General features: G+C 71.1%; 24 protein-coding genes. 17 read left to right on the forward strand and 7 right to left on the reverse strand.

The genetic code is table 11. From position 1 onward, the window contains the following. Positions 1-48 precede the first annotated feature (48 nt). On the forward strand, positions 49-804 hold the full coding sequence (locus tag WH85_RS27645; RefSeq protein WP_045744949.1) for a hypothetical protein: 756 nt from the start codon (positions 49-51) through the stop codon (positions 802-804). A gap of 3 nt (positions 805-807) precedes the next feature. On the opposite strand, the gene WH85_RS27650 is transcribed toward WH85_RS27645, so the two are convergent. Next, a complete protein-coding gene (locus WH85_RS27650) occupies positions 808-1908 on the reverse strand; it encodes a DUF6461 domain-containing protein (protein WP_045744950.1) in 1101 nt (366 codons plus the stop codon). Positions 1909-2012: 104 nt separating this feature from the next. Here WH85_RS27650 and WH85_RS27655 point away from each other — a divergent pair, with 104 nt between their 5' ends. The 3 genes from WH85_RS27655 to WH85_RS27665 are packed head-to-tail and all read left to right on the forward strand — an operon-like array spanning position 2013 to position 4225. Then, complete coding sequence (locus WH85_RS27655; RefSeq protein ID WP_045744951.1) at positions 2013-2570, forward strand: GNAT family N-acetyltransferase; 558 nt, start codon at positions 2013-2015, stop codon at positions 2568-2570. A 32-nt stretch (positions 2571-2602) separates the two neighbouring features. Continuing rightward, positions 2603-3565: a hypothetical protein gene (locus tag WH85_RS27660; RefSeq protein ID WP_052720848.1), complete on the forward strand. Its 963-nt coding sequence runs from the start codon at positions 2603-2605 to the stop codon at positions 3563-3565. 24 nt (positions 3566-3589) lie between these two features. Next, positions 3590-4225, forward strand: coding sequence for a hypothetical protein (locus WH85_RS27665; RefSeq protein ID WP_045744953.1), 636 nt, complete (start codon positions 3590-3592; stop codon positions 4223-4225). Here the strand turns inward: WH85_RS27665 and WH85_RS27670 are convergent. The 4 genes from WH85_RS27670 to WH85_RS27685 form a co-directional block, all read right to left on the reverse strand. Further along, a complete protein-coding gene (locus WH85_RS27670) occupies positions 4124-5602 on the reverse strand; it encodes a GGDEF domain-containing protein (protein WP_052720849.1) in 1479 nt (492 codons plus the stop codon). The genes WH85_RS27665 and WH85_RS27670 overlap by 102 nt on opposite strands. A gap of 66 nt (positions 5603-5668) precedes the next feature. After that, positions 5669-6445, reverse strand: a complete 777-nt coding sequence (locus WH85_RS27675; RefSeq protein WP_169792491.1) for an inositol monophosphatase family protein — start codon at positions 6443-6445, stop codon at positions 5669-5671. A 13-nt stretch (positions 6446-6458) separates the two neighbouring features. Next, the gene (locus tag WH85_RS27680; protein WP_045744955.1) at positions 6459-6791 is read right to left on the reverse strand and encodes an L-rhamnose mutarotase; all 333 of its coding nucleotides are present in this window, start codon (positions 6789-6791) and stop codon (positions 6459-6461) included. Between the two features lie 26 nt (positions 6792-6817). Then, complete coding sequence (locus WH85_RS27685) at positions 6818-7459, reverse strand: hypothetical protein (RefSeq protein ID WP_045744956.1); 642 nt, start codon at positions 7457-7459, stop codon at positions 6818-6820. A gap of 271 nt (positions 7460-7730) precedes the next feature. Between WH85_RS27685 and WH85_RS27690 the strand changes: the two genes are divergently transcribed. The 4 genes from WH85_RS27690 to WH85_RS27705 all read left to right on the forward strand — a co-directional run bounded on the left by WH85_RS27690 (position 7731) and on the right by WH85_RS27705 (position 13209). After that, positions 7731-8861, forward strand: coding sequence for a hypothetical protein (locus WH85_RS27690; RefSeq protein WP_045744957.1), 1131 nt, complete (start codon positions 7731-7733; stop codon positions 8859-8861). 27 nt (positions 8862-8888) lie between these two features. Beyond that, the gene (locus tag WH85_RS27695) at positions 8889-10310 is read left to right on the forward strand and encodes a GGDEF domain-containing protein (RefSeq protein ID WP_052720850.1); all 1422 of its coding nucleotides are present in this window, start codon (positions 8889-8891) and stop codon (positions 10308-10310) included. Between the two features lie 16 nt (positions 10311-10326). After that, a complete protein-coding gene (locus WH85_RS27700; RefSeq protein ID WP_245674123.1) occupies positions 10327-11517 on the forward strand; it encodes an MFS transporter in 1191 nt (396 codons plus the stop codon). 285 nt (positions 11518-11802) lie between these two features. After that, on the forward strand, positions 11803-13209 hold the full coding sequence (locus tag WH85_RS27705) for a polysaccharide lyase family 20 protein (RefSeq protein ID WP_083449305.1): 1407 nt from the start codon (positions 11803-11805) through the stop codon (positions 13207-13209). Positions 13210-13930: 721 nt separating this feature from the next. Here WH85_RS27705 and WH85_RS27710 read toward each other — a convergent pair. After that, positions 13931-14899 (reverse strand): NADP-dependent oxidoreductase, encoded by a 969-nt coding sequence (locus tag WH85_RS27710; RefSeq protein ID WP_045744960.1) that lies wholly within the window; start codon positions 14897-14899, stop codon positions 13931-13933. 787 nt (positions 14900-15686) lie between these two features. Here WH85_RS27710 and WH85_RS27715 point away from each other — a divergent pair. The 6 genes from WH85_RS27715 to WH85_RS27740 all read left to right on the forward strand — a co-directional run bounded on the left by WH85_RS27715 (position 15687) and on the right by WH85_RS27740 (position 21293). Continuing rightward, entirely contained in the window at positions 15687-16658 is a 972-nt protein-coding gene (locus tag WH85_RS27715) for an ABC transporter ATP-binding protein (RefSeq protein WP_045744961.1), read from the forward strand. Continuing rightward, complete coding sequence (locus WH85_RS27720; protein ID WP_083449306.1) at positions 16655-17401, forward strand: ABC transporter permease; 747 nt, start codon at positions 16655-16657, stop codon at positions 17399-17401. The genes WH85_RS27715 and WH85_RS27720 overlap by 4 nt, the downstream gene beginning before the upstream one ends. A 39-nt stretch (positions 17402-17440) precedes the next feature. Then, positions 17441-18919 (forward strand): sensor histidine kinase, encoded by a 1479-nt coding sequence (locus WH85_RS47455; RefSeq protein WP_052720851.1) that lies wholly within the window; start codon positions 17441-17443, stop codon positions 18917-18919. Beyond that, the gene (locus tag WH85_RS27730; protein ID WP_045744963.1) at positions 18916-19509 is read left to right on the forward strand and encodes a response regulator transcription factor; all 594 of its coding nucleotides are present in this window, start codon (positions 18916-18918) and stop codon (positions 19507-19509) included. Before WH85_RS47455 ends, WH85_RS27730 begins: the two co-directional genes overlap by 4 nt. 279 nt (positions 19510-19788) lie before the next feature. Beyond that, entirely contained in the window at positions 19789-20436 is a 648-nt protein-coding gene (locus WH85_RS27735) for a flavin reductase family protein (RefSeq protein ID WP_045744964.1), read from the forward strand. Between the two features lie 95 nt (positions 20437-20531). Next, positions 20532-21293, forward strand: coding sequence for an SDR family oxidoreductase (locus tag WH85_RS27740; protein WP_045744965.1), 762 nt, complete (start codon positions 20532-20534; stop codon positions 21291-21293). 44 nt (positions 21294-21337) lie between these two features. Here the strand turns inward: WH85_RS27740 and WH85_RS27745 are convergent, their stop codons facing one another. Next, complete coding sequence (locus WH85_RS27745) at positions 21338-21712, reverse strand: SseB family protein (RefSeq protein ID WP_052720852.1); 375 nt, start codon at positions 21710-21712, stop codon at positions 21338-21340. A gap of 111 nt (positions 21713-21823) precedes the next feature. Between WH85_RS27745 and WH85_RS27750 the strand changes: the two genes are divergently transcribed. The 3 genes from WH85_RS27750 to WH85_RS27760 all read left to right on the forward strand — a co-directional run bounded on the left by WH85_RS27750 (position 21824) and on the right by WH85_RS27760 (position 25554). Then, complete coding sequence (locus WH85_RS27750; protein WP_045744966.1) at positions 21824-22309, forward strand: cell division FtsX domain-containing protein; 486 nt, start codon at positions 21824-21826, stop codon at positions 22307-22309. Positions 22310-22397: 88 nt separating this feature from the next. Continuing rightward, positions 22398-24413, forward strand: a complete 2016-nt coding sequence (locus tag WH85_RS27755; protein WP_045744967.1) for a HEAT repeat domain-containing protein — start codon at positions 22398-22400, stop codon at positions 24411-24413. Positions 24414-24417: 4 nt separating this feature from the next. Beyond that, positions 24418-25554, forward strand: coding sequence for a GDSL-type esterase/lipase family protein (locus WH85_RS27760; protein ID WP_045744968.1), 1137 nt, complete (start codon positions 24418-24420; stop codon positions 25552-25554). Positions 25555-25560: the final 6 nt, after the last annotated feature.

Raw genomic sequence — 25560 nt, forward strand, 5'->3', positions numbered from 1 at the left:
TCGGCGTCTCCACAGAAAAGTGGGAACGCGACAACGGGGAGGCACCACATGACTACACGCACCCTTCTGCGCGGCAGCGCGGCACTGGCCGTCGCGGCCGTGCTCGCGGTCTCCGGATGCGCCGGCAAGAGCACCTCGAACAGCAGCGGCGGCGGCGACTCCGCGGCCGCCGGCGCGTCCACGGACAAGGACGCCACGACCGCGCTCGCCGACGCCGCCGCGAAGCTCCAGGAGGAGTCCTTCAAGATGGCGATCGACATGGGCGCCAACGGCACCATGACCGGCGTCCTGGACCCGAAGAGCAAGAACAGCGAATTCACCATGGACGTCGAGTCCGAGGGCACCACCATCAAGTCCGAGATGCGCACCGTCGACGGCGTCACGTACATCAAGATGACCATGCCGGGCGTGGACCTGCCGGGCATGGACGGCAAGACCTGGCGCAAGCTGAGCAGCGAAGCCTCCCAGATGGGCACGCTCGGCAGCTTCGACGCCTCCGCGATCTCCACCACGATGAAGAACGCCGCGGACGTCAAGTGGGACGGCGACAACGCGGTCAGCGGCACCATCGACCTGGCCGAGTCCGGCACGTCGCTGGGCATGACCGACGCCATGCTGAGCCGGCTCACCGACAAGACCGCCCCGATCAAGGCGACCTTCGACAGCGAGGGCCGGCTGGCCACCTACGAGCTGACCATGCCGTCGGTCGGCGGCGCCGCGGCCCAGACGATGAAGATGTCGTACTCGGACTTCGGCACCCCGGTCGACGTCAAGGCCCCGGCAGCCTCCGAGATCACCGCCTGACCCTCACAGTCCCGCATACCACCCGGCGTCGGCGGCCGCGAGCCGCCGGCGCAGGGCGGTGGCGGTCTCCCGCCGGTGCGGTCGCGGCGGCAGTTCGATGGCGAGGCCGGCCGCCAGGTCGTCGCGCAGATCCGCCACCACCGTGCGGTAATCGCCGTCCTCCGCCTCGGCGGCATCACAGATCGCCTCGCACACCACACCGGCCGGGGTGTCCGAGCTCGGCGGGCGCAACATCGCCCGCACCACGCCCGGCGCGGACGCGGCCCGGCCGGCCAGCCGGCGATCCGCCCGGCGCAGCTCGTCGGCGGGCACCGGCACACCCCGGTCCAGCCGGTCCCGGATCGGCGCGAACCACGGCGCGCCGTGCACGCCGACCCGGCGGAACGCGCGGTCACGGGCCCAGGCGAGGATCCGGTCGAGCAGGTCCGCCGGGGCGTACGCGATGATCCGGGCCAGCTCCTCGTCCTCGTCGTGGATGATCACGCCGTAGTCGCCGGTGTCACAGACGCACTTCTCGACGACACCGCGTTCCAACCACGGATCCCGCTCGTCGTCGCCGTGCTCGGCGTAGTCCACCAACTCCTCGCGCGCCTCCCGCAGGACCCGGTCGGCGGGCGCCGGACGGTCCGGGTCGGGCACCCCGGCACAGCGGAACCGGGCCGCGGCCAGGAACTCCGGCGTCACACGGACACCGGTGAGCCGTTCCGTCAACGCCCGAGCGCCCCGGTCACCGAGGGCACAGGCGGCGAGGGTCTCGTCGTCGCGTACCCAACGGAACCCGCCGTCGCGCGGCCGGAAGGACACCGCCTCGCCGGACCACGACGGACCCTCCGGCCCCAGCAGCATCGTCCAGTCGGCGCAGCGCACCGCCGCGGCGAACAGCAGGTCCGAGCGGTGCGTGTCGCCGTGGACGTCCGGCCAGGCGCTGACGGTCTCCGCCGCGCCGCGCAACGTGTGTGCCCCGGCGAGCGTGACCGGCTGGTGCCCGCCCAGCCGGGCGATGATCTGATCCGGGGTGTGTTCGCGCACGAACGTCAGACAGAAATCGAAGCCGAGCACCGTGCCGCCGGTCAGGAACGTGTAGTCGTCGGTGTCTGCCACCACACGGTCCAGCGTGCCTCACGCTCTCCCGTTCCACCGGGTGGATGCGATTTCTAGCCTGTGCACACAGACATGACTGAGACGGATGTTGCAGAGTGCGGAGCGTGATGACCGAGATGGGCGAACCGGATGTCGATCTACGACCAGCGACCGATGGTGATCTCTGGCTCTTCCAGCGGCAGGCCGTGGACCCCGAGGCGGGTGGCACGTTCAACTGGTCGGGGTACCGCAATCTGGCCGCGACCCGGCAGCGCCTCACCCTGGACGGGCTGATCGGTCCCGACGACGGCTGCCTGATCGTCTGGACCGGCGGCGAGGCGGTCGGCACCGTCGGCTGGCGCAAGGTCCACTACGGCACCCCGTCCTGGTTCTGCTGGAACATCGGTGCCTCGATCCTGCCGGAGCACCGCTACCAGGGGATCGGCACGCAGAGCCAGGGCGCTCTGGTGCGCTACCTGTTCCGGGTGTCGGCGGCGCCGCGGGTCGAGGCGTACACCGATGTGGAGAATGCCGCTGAACAGGGCGCCCTGCGCCGCCTCGGTTTCGTGCTGGAGGGGACGCTGCGGGCCACCCAGTTCCGCGACGGCCGCTGGCGGGACCTTTTCATGTACTCGCTGACCAGGGCGGAGTTCGAGAACTCGCCGGTGTTCCACCCGCCGGCATAGATCGATGACACCGGGTGGCAGAATCGCCGGGGATGAGGACTCCGCTGCAGGGCGGTCTGCTGCCGGCGCAGGGTGGCGCCGGGCCGGTCGTCGAGATCGCCTGCGACGAGTCCGGTTTCTCCGGCACCAACCTGCTGGGTTCGGCCGCGCCGGTCGTCACCCACGCCAGTGTCGACCTGAGCCGGGCCGAGGCCGCGGCGCTGATCACCGAGCTGCGGTCCGGGTTCCGGTTCTCGCCGCACGAGCTGAAATCCGGCCGCCTCCTGCGCCGCCCGGACGCAGGCGAGGCGCTGGCCTGGCTGCGGGATTCGCTGGCCGGCCGTGCCCACGTGCGCGTGATCGACAAGCGGTTCTTCCTGGTCACCCGGGTCGTCGATCTGCTGCTGGGCGAACCCTCCAACGCCTCCGGCATCCGTCTGCCCCCGGCGCTGGCACCGGCTGCGGTGGCACTGCACGAGGCCCGGCCGGCGGCGCCGGAGGACTGGGACGCGTTTCTGGCCGCCTTCGCCGCCATGGTCCGCGTCAAACGCCGTCGCCCGGCCGCCGAGGTGCTGCACCGTTTCCTGGCGGCCCGCGACACCCTGGCGGGCCACGAGCTGGGTGATCCGGCCCGGGCCGTCCTGGCGGGCCTGCGTCCTGATCGGGTACGCGTGATGCTGGCCCGCGTCGACGCCGGTGATCCGGCGGTCCCGCCCCCGTTGGAGCCGATGCTGCCGGCCCTGGCCGAGACGGTGCTGTTCTGGAGCCGCGGCGGCCGCCGGGTGCTGGTGGTGCACGACGAGCAGAGCGCCCTGACCACCGGCCGGCTGAGCCGGCTGCGGGACGCGCTCGCCGGCGGGACGGGGGAGTCGCCGCTGGCGGGCCTGGTGATGACCGATTCCCGGGACGACCCGCGGGTGCAGATCGCCGACCTGCTCGCCGGAGTGGCCCGGCGTACACCGGCGGAAATGAACCTCGCTGAGCGGCCGTTGAACGACCCTGGGACCATAGTGTGAACCTCGGGGACAGAGTGAGCGGACATGCATCGATACTTCAGTGAGATGACCGAGAACCGGCAGGTCGGCGCCGCGCTGGTGATCGTGCGCTATTGCGGGTGGCATGCCGATCCGGGCTTCGCGCCGTGGTTCCTGGAGACGCGTGATCTGATGTCGCGGATCCTCACGGCCGCCCTGGACTTCGTCACGCCCGAGCCCGGCGAGCGCCGCCCGATCTCCCCGCTGCTGCGGCTCGCCCCCGAGGTGCAGGACCGTCTGCGCCGCTTCGACCCGGACGGCGACGGTTTCGAGACGACCGTCGGCGACCATCTCAGCCTCGTCGACGCCGCGTTGCGGGCGATCGGCGACCCGGACAGCGTCGACCTGGCCGCGACCCTGTTCGAGCACGTCGCTGACCTGGCCGAGGCGGCCACCGACCTGGCGGAGAACGTCGACTTCGCGGCCGGTGAGCAGCACGTGCAGCTGGTCGGTGCCGTCGACCTGGGCCGGGCACGGCAGTTGAGCCTGCAGTTCTCGGCGCTCTACGCGGGCACCGTCCCGTGCTACTACGAGGAGGACTCAGGCGGCCTGCAGCGTGCTCGAGACGTAGACCCGGTTGCGTCCGGCGCGTTTGGCCGCGTACAGGGCGGCGTCCGCGCGCGCCAGCAGATGTTCCGCTGATTCGGCGCGGTCCCACTGGGCCGCGCCCGCCGAGAACGTCTGCCCGAGTGGTGTCACCGCCTGCAGCCGTTCGATGATGTGGTCGGCGTCGGCCAGCCGGGAGTGGTCGAACACCGCCCCGAACTCCTCCCCGCCGTACCGGGCCAGTAGGTCCTCCGGGCGCAGTTGCTCGCGCCAGGCGACCGCCGCCTCGTGGAGCAGTTCGTCGCCGCCCTGGTGGCCGTGTTCGTCGTTGTAGCGTTTGAAATGGTCCAGGTCGAAGATCGCCACCACGACCGGGGTGCCGTGCCGGCGGGCCGACGCGAGCCGCCGGTGCAGCTCCAGGTCCCACGCCCGCCGGTTCGGCAGGGTGGTGAGCGCGTCGATGTGGGCGACCGCGTCGAGTTGGCGGGCCTTGTCCTGTACCTGGCCGACCAGGTCGACCATCCGCAGGGTGACCAGGCCGAACAGCACGATGCACCCGATCCCGGCGGCCAGCCAGTCGACCTGGCCGTCCTGCAGGAAACCCTGGACGATCAGCAGCCCCGGGGCGCCCGCGCAGGCCAGGTTGACCAGCAGGACCCGCCGTGGCGACATGTCGGTCACCGGGGTGAGCGGCTGCCCGCTGAGCATCCGCATCGACGGGTGCACGGCCGCGCCGGCCAGCAGGAAACTCGCCATCGTGGAGAGGGGCCGCAGGTCGGCGGTGCCGATGTCGGCGATGAACGGCAGCAGGGAGAGCAGGTGGGTCACGGTCTGCAGCAGCAGGGAGGCGCTGATCTGCCAGAACGCCGCGTTGCGCAGTCCCCGGGCGGTGAAGAAGCGGATCAGCACCCCCAGCAGCAACACGTCCCCGAACGGGAACAGTGCGGTCAGCACGTCGCCCGGCAGGCGGTTCTGCACCCGCATCAACGGGGTGATCACCAGCAGCCAACAGGCGAGCGCGAGTCCGACACTGATCATCGCGGTGTCGAGCATCCCGGCGCGGTCCTTGCGCCACGAGGCGCCCCGCACGATGAGCAGCAGCGCCACCCCCTCCAGCGGGTAGACGCCGATGAACACCACGAACGCCGGCGTGGTGGCGCCCGCGAACCAGATGCCGTACCCGGTGATGGTGAGCAGCCCGGCGGAGGCCAGCAGCAGCCAGGGCCGGGGGAGTACGGGCCGGTTGAGCAGGACCCCGGTGACCACCGCCCCGGTGAACATCACCGGCATCAGGAACGCCATCAGCCCGCCGACCGGCCCGGCCGGGTCGGTGAAGAGCTGCGCGACGCTGTACAGCGTCGCCACCACGAGCCAGGCCGTCCAGGGGCGTAGGGACCGCACCTTTTCCGGCCCGGTGCCGTGTTCCGGGACGAGGGAGCGGATGTCGACCGTTTCGCCGAAGGAGCGCGTCACGGGCGACTCCTCCCTGACCAACCGTGCGACCGTCCGTCAGCACTATCGGCCGGAGGACGCGCGGTTTCAGGCCGCCGCGCGAACCAGCTTCGCCAGCTCCGGCCACAGGGCGGGGGCGGCACCGATGGTCAGTGAGGTGGTGAACTCCTCACCCGCGCCGCCGAGGACCACCCCGGCCTCGCGGGCGATCAGCGCACCGGCCGCGATGTCCCACAGGTTCGTGTCCAGGGCCAGTCCGCCGTCGAGCCGCCCGGCGGCCTGGTAGACCAGGTTGAGCGCGGCCGGGACCCGACGGATGTCACCGGCGACCGGGAGCAGCTCGCGGATCACCCGGCCGGCCCGGTCCTTGGTCTTCGGGTTCGGCTGGAAGCTGACCCCGATCAGCGCCTCGGCCAGCGGCGCGCCGCCGGACACCGTCAGCGGCTCCTCACCCAGCAGGGCGCCGCCGCCGTCGACCGCGCTGAACGTCTCGGCCGCGACCGGCTCGTGCACGACCGCGGCCCGGGGCCGGTCACCCTGGTAGAGCGCGATGCACACCGACCACGGCCCGGTCCGGCTGACGTAGTTGCGGGTGCCGTCGAGCGGGTCGATGACCCAGGTCCAGCCGCTGGTGCCGGACTGGCCGTGGCCCTCCTCGGCCTGGATGCTGTCGTCCGGCCAGGAGGCCCGGATCGCGTCCACGATGAGCTGCTCGCTGGCGATGTCGACATCGGAGACGACGTCGTTGGCGTGCGCCTTGGGGGCGCCCATCCGCAGGCTGTCGCGGCGTTCGAGCTGCAGGCGGCCGGCCTGGACGGCGAGGGCGGCGGCGAGCTCACGGGCGGCGTGGAGATCTCGTTCCATCATCCGGACGCTATCAGTCGAGGTGCCACACCTCGGTCGCGTCACGCCACGGCCCGCCCGCGCCGGACGGCGGGCCGGCGCCCCACGGGGCCTGGCACGGATCGGTCAGCGTCCACCACTCTCGGGTGGCCGGGTCCGCGGCGATCGCGGCCATGTCCGCGTCGTGGTCCTCGCCGACGTGCTCGTAGTAGGCGATCAGCGTGTCCTCGATCAGGAAGATCGTGTAGTTGCGGATGTTGTTCCTGGTCAGTGTCGCCTCGACCTGGGGCCAGACGGCGGCGTGCAGACGGAGGTACTCCGCACGCCGCTCCGGCCGGAGATTGACGATCTGCCCGTGTCGCGTCATCCGGGCAGACTATCGGTCAGCGTCACTTACTTGATCTCGCCGCGGTCCACGAGGCTGTAGGAGCCGCGGGCTCCGCCGTCGCCGACCTGCTGGATGTAGAGCGCCGACCCGTCGTTTCTCACCTGCACCGTGCCGTGCTTCTCGTGGGTGAACGAGTAGGTGGCCCGGCCCTTGTCGTCCTTCTCGTCGAGGGCGACGACCGAGAACAGGGTGTCCGCGTTCTCCGCGCACCTGGTCGTGCCGAGGCTGACCGGTTCGGTCGTGTCGTCGGCCTTCACGCACCACCGGCCGCCCTCCTCGCGCGGCCGCAGCGCCTCGATCAGGTACTTGTCGCCGGCCGCCGGGACGATCTTCCAGAGCGCGCCGTCGTCGGTGCCGTCGCCGATCTCGACCGGCCCCTCGTAGGAGGCGCTCCAGTCCTTGTCGTCCTCGGCGATGTGGATCAGGACCTTGCGCTTGCCGGCCAGGACGTCGTCGGCCGAGGCGGCCTCTGTGGACGTGGTGGCCTCCGGGGACGACGTCGACGCGCCGGTGGATTCGGTGGTGGCGGTGGCCGCCGCCTCGGACGGGGTGGACGTGCCGGAGGCCGCCGGTTCGGTGGACGAGGAACACGCCGGGAGACCGAGGACCAGAACTGTGCCGAGGGAGATTGCCCGGATCGACCGCACGAAATATCCTCCATCATGATCATGTTCGATTTTCCGTCACATGATCACGTACCCGCGCAACCTCGCACGAAACGACGGTGGGCGCGGCAGGACCTGCCGCGTTCGCTCTTTCGGGGTACGGGTCAGCCGACTCGTACCCCTCTCCTCCATGCTCTGTCCTGGACTGATCCATGCCGGCCTCGGACGATCGGCTTCAGACAATGGATGATCGACCCGATCCGGGAGCCGCGCGGATACGTATGACAGAACGATGCTGACTTCTGGAGGTCGTGTGGCGGACGAATCCGTGCTGCTGACCCGCGAGGACGCGGCCACCGCGGCCGGTGACCTCGCGACGGTCGCCGACCTGCTGGGCTCCGCGAACGACCGGGTGCTGCTGACCGAAGCCGCCGAGGCGTTCCGGGCCGGCACCTCCGAGGAGGTTCTCGACCGGCTCGCCGGCCTGGTGCTGTCCCGCGCCGGCCTGCTCCACGAGCGGGTCGACGCCCTGGAACGTGAGGTCCGCGACGACGTCGCCGCGCTCGAGGAGGAACACCTGAACCTCGAGAGCGAACTGGACGCGGTGGCCCGCCGGCACCGCGGCCTGCTGGAGGCGATCCGGGTCGCCCGCCACGAGGCGCGGGCCGCGGTGGAGGCCAGCTACCAGCGGGCGCTGGCCGAGTTCGCCGCCGAACTGCCCGGCGTCCTCACCCGTACCGTGCTGCCCAGCTGGCAGGACGGCTGGCGGGGACGCGCGGCCAACCGCCGGCAGCGTGACCGGCTGGCCGGCGAACTCGGCACGGTCGTGCAGGAACGCGCGGTGCGCCGTCTCGAGGAGTGGTCCGCCCTCAACCGCCGGATCCTGACCGCCCGGTTCAAGGCGGTCGCGGGCGAGACCGAGGCGGCCCTGCGCGACCTGGCCACCGCGTACGACGACACGTTCCACCGGGTCGGCGCCTGGCAGCCCCGGGCGGCACGCCCGTGGGCCGACCGGTCCGCGGACGTCACCCGGGCCTGGAAGATCGGTGCCGCGGTGCTCAGCGCGGCGACACCGGACGCCCCCGCGACGACCGTGCCCGCCGCCGTGGTGGCCGCGGTCGCCGCCGCCACAGCGACCATGGAGACCCTGGCCGGCACCTACCTCGAGGTCGGCTGGCCGGAACTCGCCGAACGGCTCGACGTCTATCGCACCGAACTGCTGGCGGCGACCTCGTCGGCGTTCGACACGCTGCGCGCCGACGCCGAACGCATGGTCGACGACCTGGCCGGCGTGGAGACGGCCCGGGTCGGGGACGCCCGGGCGGCGCTGACGGCGGCGTACCGGGAACACGCCCGTGACCTGGACGGCCTGGACGCGTACCGCTACCGGATCGACCTGTCCGCGTCCGCGCTGCGCCGGCTGCTCGCCAAAAGTCCGAGCTGACCCCGGAAGGCGCGGGAAGATGACCCGGTGCGTCGGTGGTACCCGGGTCTGTGCGCGATCACGATCGTCGCCTATGTGCTGACACCCTCGGTGGCGGTGCAGGGCATGATCGGCGCGCTGTTCCACACCGGGCTGGTGGTCACCATGCTCGCCGGGATCCGCCGGCACCGGCCGGGAACGCGATGGCCCTGGTACGCGCTCGCCGCGCAGATCGCGCTCTTCGGGGCCGGCGACGTGGCGTACTGGATACGGACGATCCAGCATCAACGAGACGCTTTTCCCTCGTACGCCGATGTCTTCTATGTCTGGTGTTATCTGTCCCTGCTGATCGGTCTGGGTGGTTTCGTCCGGGCCCGCCGCGCCGGCTGGGACCGTCCGCTGGTGCTGGACACCGCGATCCTGTCCAGCGGCGCCGCCATGCTCGGCTGGGTGTTCGTCATCGGCCCGGCCGCCCGCACCGACGGCCTGACCCCGCTCGGCCTGGCCGTCTCCGTCAGCTACCCGGTGTTCGACCTGCTCGCGCTCTCCCTACTGGTCCGCCTCGCCCTCGGCACCGGACGGCGCCCGCCCGCCTACCGGATCCTGATGACCGGCATCTCGATCCTGCTGCTCACCGACGTCGCCTACACCCTGCTCGAACTGGAGGGCGGCTACCAGCTCGGCGGCCTGCTCGACGTCGGCTGGCTGACCACCCACTCCCTGATCGGCGCCGCCGCGCTGCACCCGACGATGGCCGCGGTGACCGTGCCCGGCCGCCGGACCGACGACCGCATGATCAGCCGGCACCGGCTCCAGGCGCTGACCACGGCCAGCCTGATGGCCCCGGCGGTGCTGGCCATCGAATGGATCCGGGGCCGGCCCCTCGACGTGCCGGTCGTGGCCGGCGGCTGCGTCGTGCTGTTCCTGCTGGTGATGGCGCGGCTGCAGAACCTGGTGGGGATGCTCGCCGAAGCGCTCGGCACCGCCGAGGCACAGGCGCAGACCGACCAGCTGACCGGCCTGGCGAACCGGCGGATGTTCCACACCCGCTGGGAAGGCGCCCTGACCGCCGGCACCGGGCCGACCGCGCTGCTCTACGTCGACCTGGACGGCTTCAAGACCGTCAACGACACCCGCGGCCACGAGACCGGCGACGCCGTGCTGGAGGTGGTGGCCGCCCGGATCCGCGACACGATCCGCGCCGGCGACCTGGTGGCCCGGCTCGGCGGCGACGAGTTCGCGGTGATCCTGCCCGGCGCGTCCGACGACCACGCCACCCAGGTGGCGACCCGGATCGTGGCAGCGGTGGCCGAGCCGATCCCGGCCCCGGACGGACCGGTGACGGTCGGCGCCAGCATCGGTGTGATCACCGCACCGGCGGGCGCCGACCCGGAAACCGAGATCAAACGCGCCGACACCGCGATGTACGCCGCCAAAGCCGCCGGCCGTGGCCAGGTGTGCCACGGCTGAGCTGTTATGGTCGCCCGTGTCGTCGACGAACCGTCAGATGTGGCCGCTCTACGCGGCCGGATTCACCACCGCCTTCGGGGCGCACGGCATCGCCGCCAACCTGGGCGGCTTCTCCTCCCTGCTCGTCCTCGGTGGGCTGCTCGCCCTCTACGACGGCGCGGAAGTCCTGCTCAAACCACTGTTCGGCAGCCTCGCCGACCGGATCGGCGCCCGGCCGGTCCTGCTCGGCGGCCTGATCGCCTTCGCGCTGGCGTCCGCGGCGTACGTGGCAGCCTCCGCACTCTCCGACAGCCTGGCCTGGCTGTGGGCCGCCCGGCTGGGCCAGGGCGCCGCCGCATCGGCCTTCTCCCCGTCGGCGTCCGCCCTGGTGGCCCGGCTCAACCCGGCGGCGAGACACGGGCGGGCGTTCGGGTCGTACGGTTTCTGGAAGTCCATCGGCTACACCCTGGGGCCGCTGCTCGGCGGTGTGCTGGTGTGGGCCGGCGGCCTCAGCCTGCTGTTCGTCGTCCTGGCGGTACTGGGGGCGGCGGTGACACTGTGGGCGTTCCTGGTGGTCCCGGTGATGGCGCCGTTGCCGAAGGCCCGTCAAACCGTGCTGGACCTGGCCCGGCGCCTGACCGACCCGGTGTTCCTGGCCCCGACGGCGGCCCTCGCGGCGGCCACTGCGGCGCTGTCGGTCGGAGTGGGTTTCCTGCCGGTGGCGGGCCGCACCGCGGGACTGGGCACGATCGCCACCGGCGCGGCGGTGTCCCTGCTGGCCCTGGCCGCGGCGGTGGTGCAACCCCGCGCGGGGCGCGCCCTCGACGAAGGACGGCTGACCACCCGGGCCGGGCTGTCGGCGGGCATGACGGTGACGGTCGCGGGACTGCTGGCGGCGATGCTGCCGGGGGCGTCGGAGGCGCCGGGGGCGTCGTGGGTGGCGGGGGTGCTGCTGGGTGCGGTGCTGATCGGAGTGGGCACCGGATTGATCACGCCGTTGGGGTTTGCGGCGCTGGCCGCGAACACACCGCAGGAACGTCTGGGGCAGACGATGGGCTCCGCGGAGTTGGGCCGGGAACTCGGCGACGCCGGCGGTCCGCTGCTGGTGGCGGGCGTGGCGACGCTGACCACATTGGTGTACGGGTTCGCGGCGCTGGCTGTGGTGATCGCGGCGCTCGGCTGGTTCGTGGCTGTCGCCAGTCGGCGGTCGCGGCCGGTCTCCGGCTGAGCTCGCTGGTGCGGTCCCCGCTCGGGGTCGGTCTCTGCACCGTGCACGGTCCGTCCGGTCGCAATGTGGTTCGGTCGCAATGTCGTTCGGTCCAGGTCGACCAGGATCCTGACCTGGGGATGGTGCTGGCGGCTTCCTTTCGCCGATCACGCGTACCGCGCCGCCGTGGACCAGCACGGTGCCTGTCGCCTGGACCGGTGAGGCCGGACGGGTAGTACGTCACCGCACGACGGCGCGGCGGATATTCGGTCGGGACACCACCTTGGCCCATCTGAAGGAGAAGCCATGTATGACGTGTCCCGCAATCCGTTCCGTCCCGTCTCGGCTGCTGCTCCCGTTCCGCCTGTTCCGCCTGCTTCGTCGTCTCGCCTGCTGTCGCCGCCGGACTCGTCCCGCCGGGTCTATCTGCGACGGGGTTCGGCGGCGCTGCTGGGGCTGGCGCTCGGGATCGCGCCGCCACTGGTCGTGGCGGGGCCGGCCGCGGCTGCCCTGGAGTGTTACCAGCCGTCATGGTCGGCGCCGGGGGAGAGCCTCAGCGAATGGAACACCGTCCAGGTTCCGGCCGGCACCACGGACCGGCTGACGATCGTCCCCGCGCCGCAGGGCAACAGTCCGCACGCCCTGCGGGCCGAGGTCCGTGACGGCGACGTGGCGGTCAACCCGGCGAACGGCCAGCCGATCGCCGGCGGCTGGCGGGCCGAAGGCGTGCGTACCGTCGCCGAGACGGCGTCGAACCAGACGGTCCGCTACGAGTGGTCGACCATGCTGGACCCCACGTACCCGCAGAACCCGGTCGGCACCGACGGCAAACCCATCTGGCAGGTCATCACCCAGTGGCATCAGGGCGACAACGATCAGGGCTCGTCGCCGCCGGTCGCGTTCATCATCGAGTCCGGTCAGATCGTCCTGCACCTGACCCGCCCGGACGGCACCGACGCCGCGAAGCACGTGCTGGCCCCGATCGCCCGCGGAACCTGGCACCACTTCCGGATGGACGTCCGCTGGGGACTCGCCGGCTCGGTGACCGTGTGGCACAACAACACCCAGGTGCTCGCCTCGACGGCTGCCCAGACGTTGTTTCCGCAACTGAACTCGGCACAGCCCGGCACCGCCTACATGAAGATGGGCCTGTATCGGAAGCCCATCGCCCTCGATCCGCCGACCACCGGAACGTTCGCCGTCTTCCACGACGAGGTCCGCCGCTCGATCCCGGCGACCCCGGTCACCGGCCCGGAGACGGTGCTCCGCCCCGACGGCGACGTCCTGCGCCAGTGGACCGGCGGCACCACCGGGACGGCCGCGGCCGCCCTCGACGACGCGGTGACCCAGCCGACCGCAGTGCCGGCCGCCGATTACATCTATGCGGGCGGCCCGAACCGGGTTACCGAGGTGACCCTCGCCGACCAGGCCCTGTCCGGCGGCACATCGGCGCTGACCGGCTGGTTCTACGCCAACGCCGGGGCCGGCACCCAGTTGCGCGCCGACCTGGTCCAGGGGGCCACGGTCCTGGCGACCACCACCGTCCCGGCGTCGTCCGGCTTCGGCTGGCGGTCGATCTCCGGTCCCGCGACCGCGGCCCTGTCCCAGCAGTCCCTGACCGACACCCGCCTGCGCTTCACCACCATCGGTGGCGGTGACAGCAACATCCGTGCCGCTTACGCCACATCCGTACCCACCACCTGCCCGTCCTGACCGCCCTGCATCTCCCACCCGACGATCCGATCCGTCATGGCTCGGTCCGTAATGGTCCGACCTGTAGTGACGCGATCCGAAGTGACGCGATCCGAAGTGACGCGATCTGCAACTCGATCCGTCCTGACCTGACGTGCCCGAGCACCAGGGCGGCCGTGCCGGCTCACCCGGCCGCCCTGGCTCATCCTGGTGTCCGTTCTCGACCTGCCCGGTTGTTTCTAGACACGTTTCGTGGTCAGGGTGCGAAGCCCGTCCGCGTGGTGATTTCGGGCGCGCTGGACGCCCCAATTCACCACACGCCTGGTGGTGTGGTGTTTACGGGCGCGCTGGACGCCCCAATTCACCACGCCCCTGGTGGTGTGGTGATTTCGGGCGCGCTGGACGCCCGAATTCACCACGCCCCTGGTGGTGTGGTGAATACGGGCGCGCTGGACGCCCGAAATCACCACGCTGTTGTGGGTGTGGTGAATTGGGGCGTGCTGAGCGCCCGAAATCACCACAGAGGCAGACCCTGACTGCGAAAGGTGTCTAGCCCTGTCTTTCGCACATGGGGCATAGCCGCTGGTCAGACTGCATGCAAGATCCAGAACTTCAAGTAATCAGCGCAGGTCAGATGGGGTCATGTGCGAAGTCCGGGTATAGCTCGCCGTGCCGGTTGTTGTGGTTCACCGCCCGTCCGGTGAGCGGAGGTGCTGAGGCCCGAGGCCGCGCAGCGGGACTGTCAGATGGTGACGACCAGTTTGCCGGTGGTGTGCAGGTCGACGAAGTCGGCGCAGGCCTGTGGGGCCTGGTCCAGGGTGTATCGCCGACCGATGGTGGCGGGAAGGGCGCCGCTGACGGCCAGGTCGGCGACGTCGCGTATGCCGCCGAGCCTGCCGTCCATGTCGATCACGAAGTGCAGGTCGACGTCGGAGCGGCCGATCCACTCCTGCTCGGGGACCGGGTAGGTGATGGTGAGCAAGCGGCCGCCGGGGCGGACGGCGGCGGCGACCGCGGTGAGGTCGTTGCTGGGCAGGGACAGGTTGAAGGCCGCGTCGACGCCGGACGGATAGCTCGACGCCGCATATCCGATGGTCTCGTCGGCGCCGAGCGCACGCAGCAGGGCGGCGTCGGCGGCTGTCGTGGTCGCGATGATCCGTGCTTTCGCACGGGCCAACAGCGGGATCACGGCGGTGCCGACGCCGCCGGTGGCGCCGATTACCAGCACCGTCTCGCCCGGCTGCACGCCGGCGGTGGCCATCAGTGCCCGCGCGGTCAGGCCCACGGTGGGCAGCGCGGCTGCCTCCTCGACGCCGAGGGATGGCGGCCGGTGGGTCACGAAGGACGTGTCGGCCTCGACGACCGCGAACTCGGCGAGGGCGCCCGTGCCTAGTGACGGGCGGGAGGTGCCGGCAAGGGAGCGCAGCGCGCGGGGGATGGCCTGGCCGAAGACCTCGTCGCCGATCCGGTAGGTGGTGACGCCCTCGCCGACCGCGCTGACTGTGCCGGCGAAGTCGTTGCCGGGCACGTGTGGGAACGGCAGGGGCGTGACATCGTGATAGACCCCGCTCGGCAGGACGACGTCGGCCGGGTTGATCGAGGCAGCGGCGATCCGCACCTGGATCTGGCCGGGCCCGGGCTCGGGCGCCGGGAGGTCGCCCACGGTGTAGGTCTCCGGCGGGCCGTAACCGGTCACGACGACTGCCCTCATTGCTGCCTCCTCGGCTAAGCGGACCGGGTGGTCACCTTCGCCTCGGTGACGCTATAGTAAGCGGACCGTCCGGTCAACTTGGCATCAGTGTTGTTTCGGCAGAAGCCTCCGGGGAGTTTGATGGTCAATGTGGACTGGCACGCAACCTGCAAAAACGGGATGTTGACACGCCTGCTAGGCGCTGCCACGTTTCCCGAAAATGTTTTCGCTGATCGTCCCGGCTGCTCCGGTCCCACCGGCCGCAGTGCCACGGACCCCATCGAAGGGAAGGCGTAGGGGTCCGGAAAACCGGCGTCGGTGGCCTGGAGCACGACCGAACCCGGCGAGGTGGAAGCGGTCGGCGACTTCACCGTCTCCGGATTCGTTGCCGACGCGAGGCTGACCGCGATCGCCCACGTGTGGGTCCGCGGCGCCGGCCCGGTGCAGATCAATCACCGTCGACCCGGTCGCGATGACCACCGCGGTCGGCGTGGCGTGGTGCGGGCGGTGTGGCGTGGGGCGGCGTGGCGCGCGGGCGGTGTGTGTGGCGTGGTGTGGGCGGCGTGGTGTGTGTGGCGTGGTGTGGGCGGCGTGGTGTGTGTGGCGTGGTGTGTGTGGCGTGGTGTGTGTGGCGTGGTGTGTGTGGCGTGGTGTGGCGTGGGGCGGCGTGGTGTGGTGTGGCGTAACACGGGTGTCGTGGTGACCGGCGGGTTCTGACATTTGTCATCCCCGCAACCGGCGCTTTTCCCGGACGGATGCTGACGGCGGCGACTGCCGTCGGCGTCCGCCGTCGCGAAGGATCGATGGCATGAGCACGCAAGCGATGTCCACACCGGTGACCACCGGTACCACCGCCGCGATCGAGGTGTCCGGGCTGCGGCAACGGTACGGCGACTTCGAAGCCGTCCGCGGGATCGACTTCACCGTCGCCCCGGGGCAGCTGTTCGCCCTGCTCGGCACGAACGGTGCCGGCAAGACCACGACCATGGAGGTCCTCGAGGGCTTCCGCCCGGCGGCGGACGGGACCGTCCGGCTGCTCGGCGCCGACCCGTACGCCGACCGCAAGGCCCTGCGCCCCCGGGTCGGGATCATGTTGCAGGAGAGCGGCCTGATCGGCGATCTGACCGTCGCCGAGACCGTCGACCTGTGGCGTGACCTGAGCCCCCGGCCTCGGGGACGCGACGAGGCGCTCGGCCTGGTCGACCTGGTCGACAAGTCCGGTGTCGCGGTACGCCAGCTCTCCGGCGGGCAGAAACGCCGCCTGGACCTGGCCCTCGCCGTCCTCGGCCGCCCCGAGGTGTTGTTCCTCGACGAGCCGACCACCGGCATGGACCCGGAGGCGCGCCTGGTCACCTGGCGTCTCGTTCAGGACCTGGTCGACGACGGTACGACCGTGCTGCTGACCACGCACTACCTGGAGGAGGCCGAGCGGCTGGCCAGCGAGATCGCCATCATGCACCGCGGGGAGATCCGGGTCGCCGGCACCGTGACCGACGTCGTCGCCGGCCACGGGGACCGGATCGCCTTCCGGGTGTCCGCGGACACGCCGATCGACGCCCTGCCCCGGCTCGACGGGGCGGCTCCGGAGATCACCGTCAACGGCGGCGACCTGACCGCCCGCTACATCGTCACCGACGGCGAGCCGGGTGCGCGGGCACACCGGGCCGTCGCGAACCTGCTGGCCTGGGCCGGCGGCCGCGGACAATCCCTGGACCGGCTGTCGGTCCGCCCCGCATCCCTGGAAGACGTGTTCCTGACGGTCGTGGAGGACAACCGATGAGTGCGATGACCCAGACCGTACGCCTGGCCCGTCTCGACCTGGGCCTGATCTTCCGCAACCGGTCGGCGCTGACCAACGCGATCCTCATGCCGCTCGCCGTCGCGGCTCTGCTGATCGGGGTGGCCCGCGGGCAGGGCGACGAGGCGCTGACCTTCGCGGTGACGGGTCAGATGGCCGCGATGCTGCTGTACGCGCCGATGGTCAACCTGGCCGGATTCTTCACCTCCCGACGCGAGGAACTGGTCCTCAAGCGCCTGCTCAGCGGACCTGCCCCGGCTCGGGCGATCCTCGGCGGCAGTGCACTCGGCGCGATCGCCGTCGCCATGCTGCAGATTCTGGTCCTCGTCGTCGCGGCGATCGTGCTCGGCGTCGGCGCACCTTCCAACCCGGTGCTGATGCTGGCCGGCGCGCTCGGTGGCGCGGTGTTCTTCTGCCTGCTCGCGATGGTGATCTCCGGGCTCAGCGCGACCGGTGAGCTGGCGCAGCTGGCCACGGTTCCGGTGCTGCTCATCGGCTATGGTCTCGCTCCGACGATGATGCCGATGGACTACCTGCCCGAGACGGTGCAACGGATCGCCGAGTACCTGCCGGTGACCCCGATCGCCGACCTGATCCGCACCGGGTACGCCGGCGGTGCGGAACTCACCGCGACACTGACATCACTGGGTGTGCTTGCGGCGTGGATGCTCGTGGTCGCGGTGCTCGCCCGACGGTACTTCCGCTGGGATCCGCGTCGAGGCTGAGCGGTGTTTCTGTCGTACCCGAAAAGTAAGGTGAAGCGCATGAAGACCGCCATCCAGAAGGCCCGGCGCCTGACCCTGTGGAGCCTCGGCTCGGCGCTGGCGCTCGGCTGGATCGGTTTTCTGTCCGGCGTCATGACCGAGCTGGCCGACACCGGTGGTCTCGCCCCGGTCCGGTTCGTCACCGGGTTGTTCGGCATGGCGGGGTTCACCTGGTTCGGCTACCGCGTCGCCCGGGTCTCGGTCACCCACTGGCAGGGTGCGACCCCCACCTTCCGCCGTGACGTGGTCCTCTCCGGCGCCGGCACCCTGATCGTCCTGGTCTCGCAGGGTGCCGGGGCGGCCGGCGCCGGGTTCGTCGGCGCCTGCTGGCTCAGCCTCGCCGCCATGCGGGCCCGTCCCTGGCCGACGTTCCTCGCCGCGACCGCCACCGCCGCGGTCAGCCTGCTCATCCACGAGACCGCACCTTTCGGCGCGCCCGACGACCACCTGCCACCCGGATTCGCCGCCGGGTTGTTCCTCACGCTGTCGCTGGTGCTGCCCTATGCGAACCAGCTCTGGGTCTGGATCTTCGATCTGGCCGAGCAGGCGCACGCCAGCAAGGACGCCGAGACGCGGCTCGCGGTCACCGAGGAACGTCTGCGGTTCGCCCGTGACCTGCATGACCTCGTCGGCCACAGCCTGTCGGTGATCGCGGTCAAGAGCGAGCTGGCCGGCAAACTCACCCGGATCGACGCGGCCCGGGCCGCCGGCGAGATGACCGCCGTGCGAGGTCTGGCACAGGACAGTCTGCGTCAGATCCGCGAGGCGGTCCGCGGCTACCGCGTGCTCGACCTGCCATCCGAGGTGGAGAGTGTGCGCGCCATCCTGGCAGCCGACGGGATCCGCTGCCAGGTCGACGTGCCCGCCGGTCTGGTCGGCGCCGACACGGCCGGCACGTTCGCCTGGGTGGTCCGGGAGAGCGCGACGAACATCCTCCGCCACAGCGCCGCGACCTGGTGTCGCATCTCGGTCCACGCGGCCGGCGACACCGCCGTCCTGGAGGTCCTCAACGACGGTGCGGCCACGCCCGACGGCGAGCCGGGCAGTGGGCTGGCGGGTATGGTCGAGCGGTTGTCCGCGGTCGGCGGGCTCCTGACGGCTCAGCCGACTCCCGACGGGCACTTTTTGGTCCGGGCGGTCGCACCGCTCGGCACTCTCACCACTGCTTCCGATTCCTGGGCGTCCGCGGCTATTCCTGCGCAGCGCCCAACCGAGCCCTCGCCTGTGACTGCCTCGTCTGCGGCTGCCTCGCCTGTGACTGCCTCGTCTGCGGCTGCCTCGTCTGCGGCTGCCTCGTCCGTTGACGGCTCATCTGGCGCTTTGCTCGGCGCAGGCTCGTCCGCTGTTTCGCTCGGCGTCGGACCGTCCGATACCGGTTCGTCGGTTGCTTCGGTGGGTGCCGGACCGTCTGCCGTGTCGATGGAGGCCGCCGCATGTGCCGCTGACGAAAATACGACCGATCGGAAAGCCGCTCGATGATCCGCGTTCTCCTCGCCGACGACCAGCACCTGATCCGCGAGGCCCTGGCGATGATGCTCGGGTTCGAGGACGACCTGACCGTCGTCGCCCAGTGCGGGCGCGGCGATGAGGTCCTCACCGCCGTCGCCGCCCACGAGCCGGACGTCATCGTTCTCGACATCGAGATGCCCGGGCTCGACGGGTTGTCCGTTGCCGAGCAACTTCCCGGTCGGTCCGTGCTGATCCTGAGCACGTTCGCCCGTCCCGGTTACCTGCGTCGTGCCATGGCCGCCGGTGTCCGCGGCTTCATCCCGAAAGACGCCTCGAGCGACGAACTGGCCACCGCCATCCGCAAAATCCACGCCGGCGGCCGTTATCTCGACCCGGAACTGGCCGCCTCCGCCATGATGGTCGGCGAAAGCCCTCTCACCGACCGTGAACGCGACACCCTCTCCCTCGCCGCGGCCGGCTCCTCGGTCTCCGACATCGCCCGCCACCTGCACTTGAGCGAGGGCACCGTCCGCAACTACCTCTCCAACGCGATCACCAAGATGGCCGCCCCCAACCGCATCACCGCGATCCACAACGCCCAGCGCATGGGCTGGATCTGACAGCGGTCCTCCCAGACGCCTTCGTTCACCTCTTCGGACGCCACCTAACACAGGCCCGGGGCCGCTCTGAACTCCACGGAACTGGACTCCTCGAACCGGCCGCGCCCGGGCCTTCATCATGATCGGCTCGGGGCTTCGCTACTTCGGCTTCGCTACTTCGGCTTCGCCGCTCCGGATAGGCCGGACCGTACTCGGATAGGCCGGACCGTACCGTTGTCCACGATCGTCGGGTCCGAAAAGCGCCAGCGCCGGTGACGGTGCAGCGGGCAGAGTCGCGGCATGCATGTGGTTCCGGGGCTTCAAGTCCTGTATTTCGGCACACCCGTCGTCGTGCTCAGCAGCCTCAACGAGGACGGCAGCACCAATCTCGCGCCGATGTCGTCGGCCTGGTGGCTGGACCAGACCTGCGTCCTCGGGATGAGCGACCGCAGCCGGACCGCTGCCAACATGCGGCGGCACGGCGAGGTGGTGTTGAACCTCCCGGACTCGGGAATGGTCGGTGCGATCGACCGGATGGCGATGACCACCGGGCGGCCGGATGTGCCCGAGCATAAACAGGCGCAGGGATACCGGTATGTGCGGGACAAGTTCGCGGTGAGCGGGCTGCACGCCCAGCCGTCGCAGACGGTGCGGCCGGACCGGGTGCGGGAATGCCCGATCCAGCTCGAATGCCGGGTGGTCGCGGCCCACGGGATGATGGAACCGGACATCCGGGCGACGGCTTTCGAGGTGCAGGTGCTGCGGACCCATGTGGAGGAGGAACTGCTGATCCCGGGGACCGCGTACGTCGACCCGCTGCGCTGGGATCCACTGATCATGAAGTTCACCGAGTTCTTCGGCGGCGCCCGGAACCTGTACCCGTCCCGGTTGGCGACGGGCTGGAGGATGCCGCCGCTGGGGGACCGTCAGGGAACGGCGGCCCGCTGAGTTTCCGGCCACGGGAGGCGCGGTCCGGTGACTGTGCTTTCCGCGTACCCGAAAAGCGTTTGCACGAGTCTCAGGGATCGCCAAGGATCGTTGTCATGACGGACGGATCCCGGCCGGTGGCGCTCATCACGGGGGTGGGGCGCACGGTCGGGATCGGCGCCGGCATCGCGGCACAGCTGGCGGCCTCCGGGTGGGACATCGCCTTCACCTACTGGTCGGCCTACGACCAGCGGATGGAGTGGGGTGTCGAAGCCGGGGCCACCGGCGCCGTCACCGCGACGCTCACCCGCCACGGCGCGTCGGTCGCCGCGATCGAGGCCGATCTGAGTGACGTGGCCGCCCCGGCAGCGGTCTTCGACGAGGCGGAACGCCGGATCGGTCCGGTCACCGCGCTGGTGATGTGCCACTGCGAGTCGGTCGATTCCGGTCTCCTGGACACCACCGTGGAGAGTTTCGACCGGCATTTCGCGGTCAACGCCCGTGCGACGTGGTTGCTGATCCGCGAATATGGACGGCGTTTTCACGGTACGCCCGGAAGCGGCCGCATCATCGCGTTGACCAGTGATCACACGGTCGGCAACCTGCCGTACGGTGCGAGCAAAGGCGCCCTGGACCGGATCACCCGGGCGGCCGCCCACGAACTGGCCCACCTCGGGATCACCGCCAATGTGATCAATCCCGGTCCGGTCGACACCGGCTGGATGACCGACGAGATCCGCGCGAGTGGCATCCGGCAGACGCCGCTCGGCCGTCTCGGCACCCCGCGGGACACCGCGAACCTGGTGGACTTCCTGTGCTCGCCCCAAGGTCAGTGGATCAACGGGCAGCTGCTGCTCAGCAACGGAGGTTTCGCCTGATGGACCTGGTCGGCGCGGGCGGGCGGATGGGCCGGCCGGGAGGCTCAGCCGATCAGGGCGGCGGCCCGCTCGCGGCTGATCACCAGGCTGATGGTGGCGGTGGCGCTGTTGACCAGCAGGCCCGCGGTGTCCGGGTCCTGGATCGCCATCTGCAGCAGCACACTGCCCGCGATGCCCGCGTTGCACTGGGTGTCCGGCGCCTTGGCGGCCACCTCCGGGTCGGCGAAGGCGATCAGTCGTCGCAGGCCGTCGCCGTGCCGGGTGCTGCCGGCGGCCACCCGGTCCTCGATGCCTTCGACCTCGACGGCGGCGATGCCGACGGTGGCGTCGCGGAACGCGGTCAGGAACCGCTCGTAGCTCTCCGGACTGCGGGTTTCCGCATGCTGCGCCATCAGGTCGGACAGGGGTGTCTCGCTCACGCCCGCACCCTATCCCGGCGCCGGCCAGGCGTTTCCGCCGCGGTCTCCACCCTGTGGGGTACGCCTGACGTCGATCGAGTTTCGGCGATGGCCGACTGCTAATCTCCGCGGGTGCGCCTGTCGAGAATCGTCGCTGTCGTCGCCTTGTGTGCAAGCCTGACCGGTTGTGGCCTTTTCGCCGGAGCCGGGGACTCTCATCGGGAGAGCCTGGAGAAACGGGCCGACGAGGAGGCCGCGGTCACCGTGCTCCTCGTCCCGGAGACCACCGAGGAGCAGAAGGCCGAGCTGGACGAACTGCTGCGTTCGATGGGCGCGACCAGCATCACCGTCACCGGCACCCCGGAGTCGTTCCCCGACGGTGAACCGCAGGAGCCGTCGGAGGAACTGTCAAGGGAACCGACGGAGGTGCCGACGCAGACGACGCAGACGGTGAAGGCGGACCTGCCCGACGCCGCCGCCGTCCGCGAAGTCCGGGACAGCCCGGCCGCCGGCGAACTGTCCGCGTTGCCGTTTGTCAGCAGTGTCGAGTACACCTGCACCACCTATGACGAATGCCGCTCCCGGCATGGCACGGCCCCGAGCGGCGCGCCGTCCTGACCGGGAACGATGCCCCGGGTCGACGATGCACCGGGTAAACGATGCCCCCGAGTAGCGGGCCGGATCGGGTACCCCCATCATCTAGCGAATGACGGACACGGCCATCCCGCTCACCGGGGTTCGCGACGAGGGCTGGGGGCCACGGATCGGCGCTTCCGGCGTACCCCGTCTGCTCGCCGATCTGGCCGGTGGTGAACCGCCTGCCCGGACCACCGCCCTGCGCGGTCTTTATCGGTCGGCGCCCGTGGGTGAGGACGTCCGGCCGTGGGTGGTCGACGCGCTGCCGATGCTGTTGGAGTTGGTGGCTGATCCGTCCCGGACGGACCGGGGGCGCATCCTGCGGCTGGTCGGTGATCTGGCCGGCGCGGACCGGACCTGGATGGCCGGCGAGACGCTGCGCGCCAAGCGGTTCCTGGCGCAGCGTCCTGAGCTGCCGGAACTCCTCGCCGACGAGGATCCGGCGGTCCGCGAGGCGGCGGCCTGGACGCTGCGGGCGATCTTCCGGTTGCGCCCGGGGCTGACCGGCCTGCTGTGGCGGCGCTACATCGAGGAGCCGGACCCGGCGGTCCGCCTGATGCTGGTACGCAGCAGCGTGATCACCGGGTCGGTGGGCCGGGGCCGGGAGCCGGTTCGCGCCTTCCTGGCGTGGGTCGCCGACAGCGACGGTGACCTGCGGGTTCGCATCGAGGCGCTGGCCGAGCTGACCCGGATGTCCGAGCCGGTCCCGCCCAGTGCGGCGGTGGTTTTCGACCCGGCGGCCTTCGACCCGGAGACGGCGCGCGCGACGCTGCTGGACGCCTACCGGGAAGGTCTCAACCGGACACCGGAGCCGGTGGACGTGGACGTCGAGCCGCTGTTGACCGGCCGCCGGACGTCGGCGTGGCAGTGGACGCCCGGCTATCACCGGGTGGTGACCGCGATCCGGGCGACCTACCGGGACGACGTCGGCGCGCATCTCGGCCTGCTGGAGACGATGCTCGCGATGGACGCGGGGGAGGCCCGGCTGGACGCGCTCGGCCAGCTGCCGTCGCTGGTGCAGCGGCTGCGCGCCCCCTACCGGCCGGTCGTGCGGCGCACCACCGAACTGCTGCGGGACCCGGATCCGCAGGTCAGGGCCGCTGCGCTGCGGGTGCTGGGCAGTATCGGCGAGATGGCGCGGCCGGCCGCCGACGAGGTGTGGGCCACGCTGCCGCGCGAGGACCGCTGGGTGCGCCCGCGTGCCGGCGACGACCGGGTCTCCTGGGTGGTGCAGGGCCCGCGTGGTCCGGTGCTCGGCCCGGCGGTGACGACCCTGGCTGGTCTGGGCGACGAGCGGGTGCTGCCGATGCTGGGCCGGCTGCTCGACGAGGTCCCGGACGCGGGTGGTCTGTATCGGTCGATCGCGGGTTTCGGGGTGCGGGCCCGGCCGTTGCGCCGCACGCTGCTGCGGCGGTTGCGGCAGGATCCGCACCGGGTGGGCCTGTTGCATGCGTTGACCGCGGTCGCGCCGAACGACGCCGTCGACTTCCTCGACGCGGAGCCGATCGATCTGGTCACTCTCGGACTGCTGGCGCTGGCCGGCCGCGCGGTGGCGGGCCGGGCACCGGCCGTGCGGGAGGCGCTGACCTGTGGTGATCCGGTGCTGGAACTGGCGGCGGCCCGGGCGATCTGGCAGGTCACCGGGGATGTCGCGGCGGCTGCCGGGGTGTACGACCGGTATTTCGACAACCGCCGGGCGGACGCGGAGCACCGGGTGGCGGCGATCGACGGTCTCGCGGTCCTCGGCATCCGGGTGAAGGACCGGTCACGGCGGCTCGCGAAGCTGATGAACGGCCGGGTCGAGGCGGCGGTGGCGGCGTCCGCCGCGGCCGCGTTGTGGCGGGTGGCCGGCGACCGGGAGGCGGCCCGCCGGCTGGGCCGGGTGTGGGAGGCCGCGCCCCGGGTGCGCCCGCGTATCGCGCGCCTGTGGGCGGAGACCGGCGATGTCCGGTACGCGGCGCGGTACGTCCGTGCCGAGCTGACCGTCGTGCTGCGTCACAACGTGAGCAATCTCGGACTGTCGCCGGCGGAGATCAGCGAGGATGAACGTCTGTTGTCCCTGTGCCGGGACCTTGCCGGGAGTTGATTCGATGATCATTACGCCGATCACCGCGGAGCTGATCCGTGGCGCCGCCGAGCTGGAGGAGACCGGGCGGGGTGTCCGCCCGCACCGGCTGCCCGCCTGGGCCCGGGAGCAGGGTGACGACCCGCAGCTGAGCATGGTCGAGGCGGAGACGTCCGGGGTGCGGCTGGAGTTCCGGACCCGCGCCTCGGTGATCGAGCTGGAGGCGCTGCCCACCCGGCGCGGCATGATCGGCATGCCGCAGCGGCCGAAGGGCGTCTACGACCTGGTGGTGGACGGCCGTCTCGCCGGGCAGGCGACCGTCGACGACGCCACGTTCATCAGCATCGACATGACGACCGGCGCCCGTACGGTCACCGAGGCGGCACCGGGCACGATCCGTTTCGGTGATCTCGGGGACACGCTCAAGGACGTGGTCATCTGGTTGCCGCACCTGGAGTCCACCGAACTCGTCGAGCTGCGCACCGACGAGCCGGTGCTGCCCGCGCCGGCCGGGGACCGCCCGGTCTGGCTGCACCACGGAAGCTCGATCAGTCACGGCTCCAACGCGGCGAACCCGACCGGCGTCTGGCCCGCGATCGCCGCGGCCGCGGCCGGGCACGACCTGATCAACCTCGGTCTGGGCGGCAGCGCCATGGTGGACCCGTTCACCGCCCGGACGATCCGCGACACCCCGGCCGACCTGATCAGCGTCAAGCTCGGCATCAACGTGGTGAACGCCGACGCGATGCGGATGCGGGCGTTCCGTCCGGCCGTGCACGGTTTCCTGGACACCGTCCGGGACGGGCATCCGGACACTCCGCTGCTGGTGGTCTCGCCGATCCTGTGCCCGATCCACGAGGACACCCCGGGACCCGGCGCGATCGATGTCGAGGCACTGCGCGCCGGGGAGCTGAAGTACACCGCCACCGGCCAGGGCCAGCTGACCTTGCGGATGATACGGGCGGAACTGGCGCGGATCGTCGCCCAGCGGGCGGAACACGACCATCACCTGTACTACCTGGACGGACTCGACCTCTACGGCGAACCGGACGCAGCACGGCATCCGCTGCCGGACCGGCTGCATCCGGACACCGCCACGCACCGGCTGATCGGCGAGCGTTTCACCGAGCGTGCCCCGGCGACCGGGTGGCGTCCGGCCTGACACATC

The sequence above is a fragment of the Actinoplanes rectilineatus genome (assembly GCF_000962825.1).
Classification (GTDB): Bacteria; Actinomycetota; Actinomycetes; order Mycobacteriales; family Micromonosporaceae; genus Actinoplanes; species Actinoplanes rectilineatus.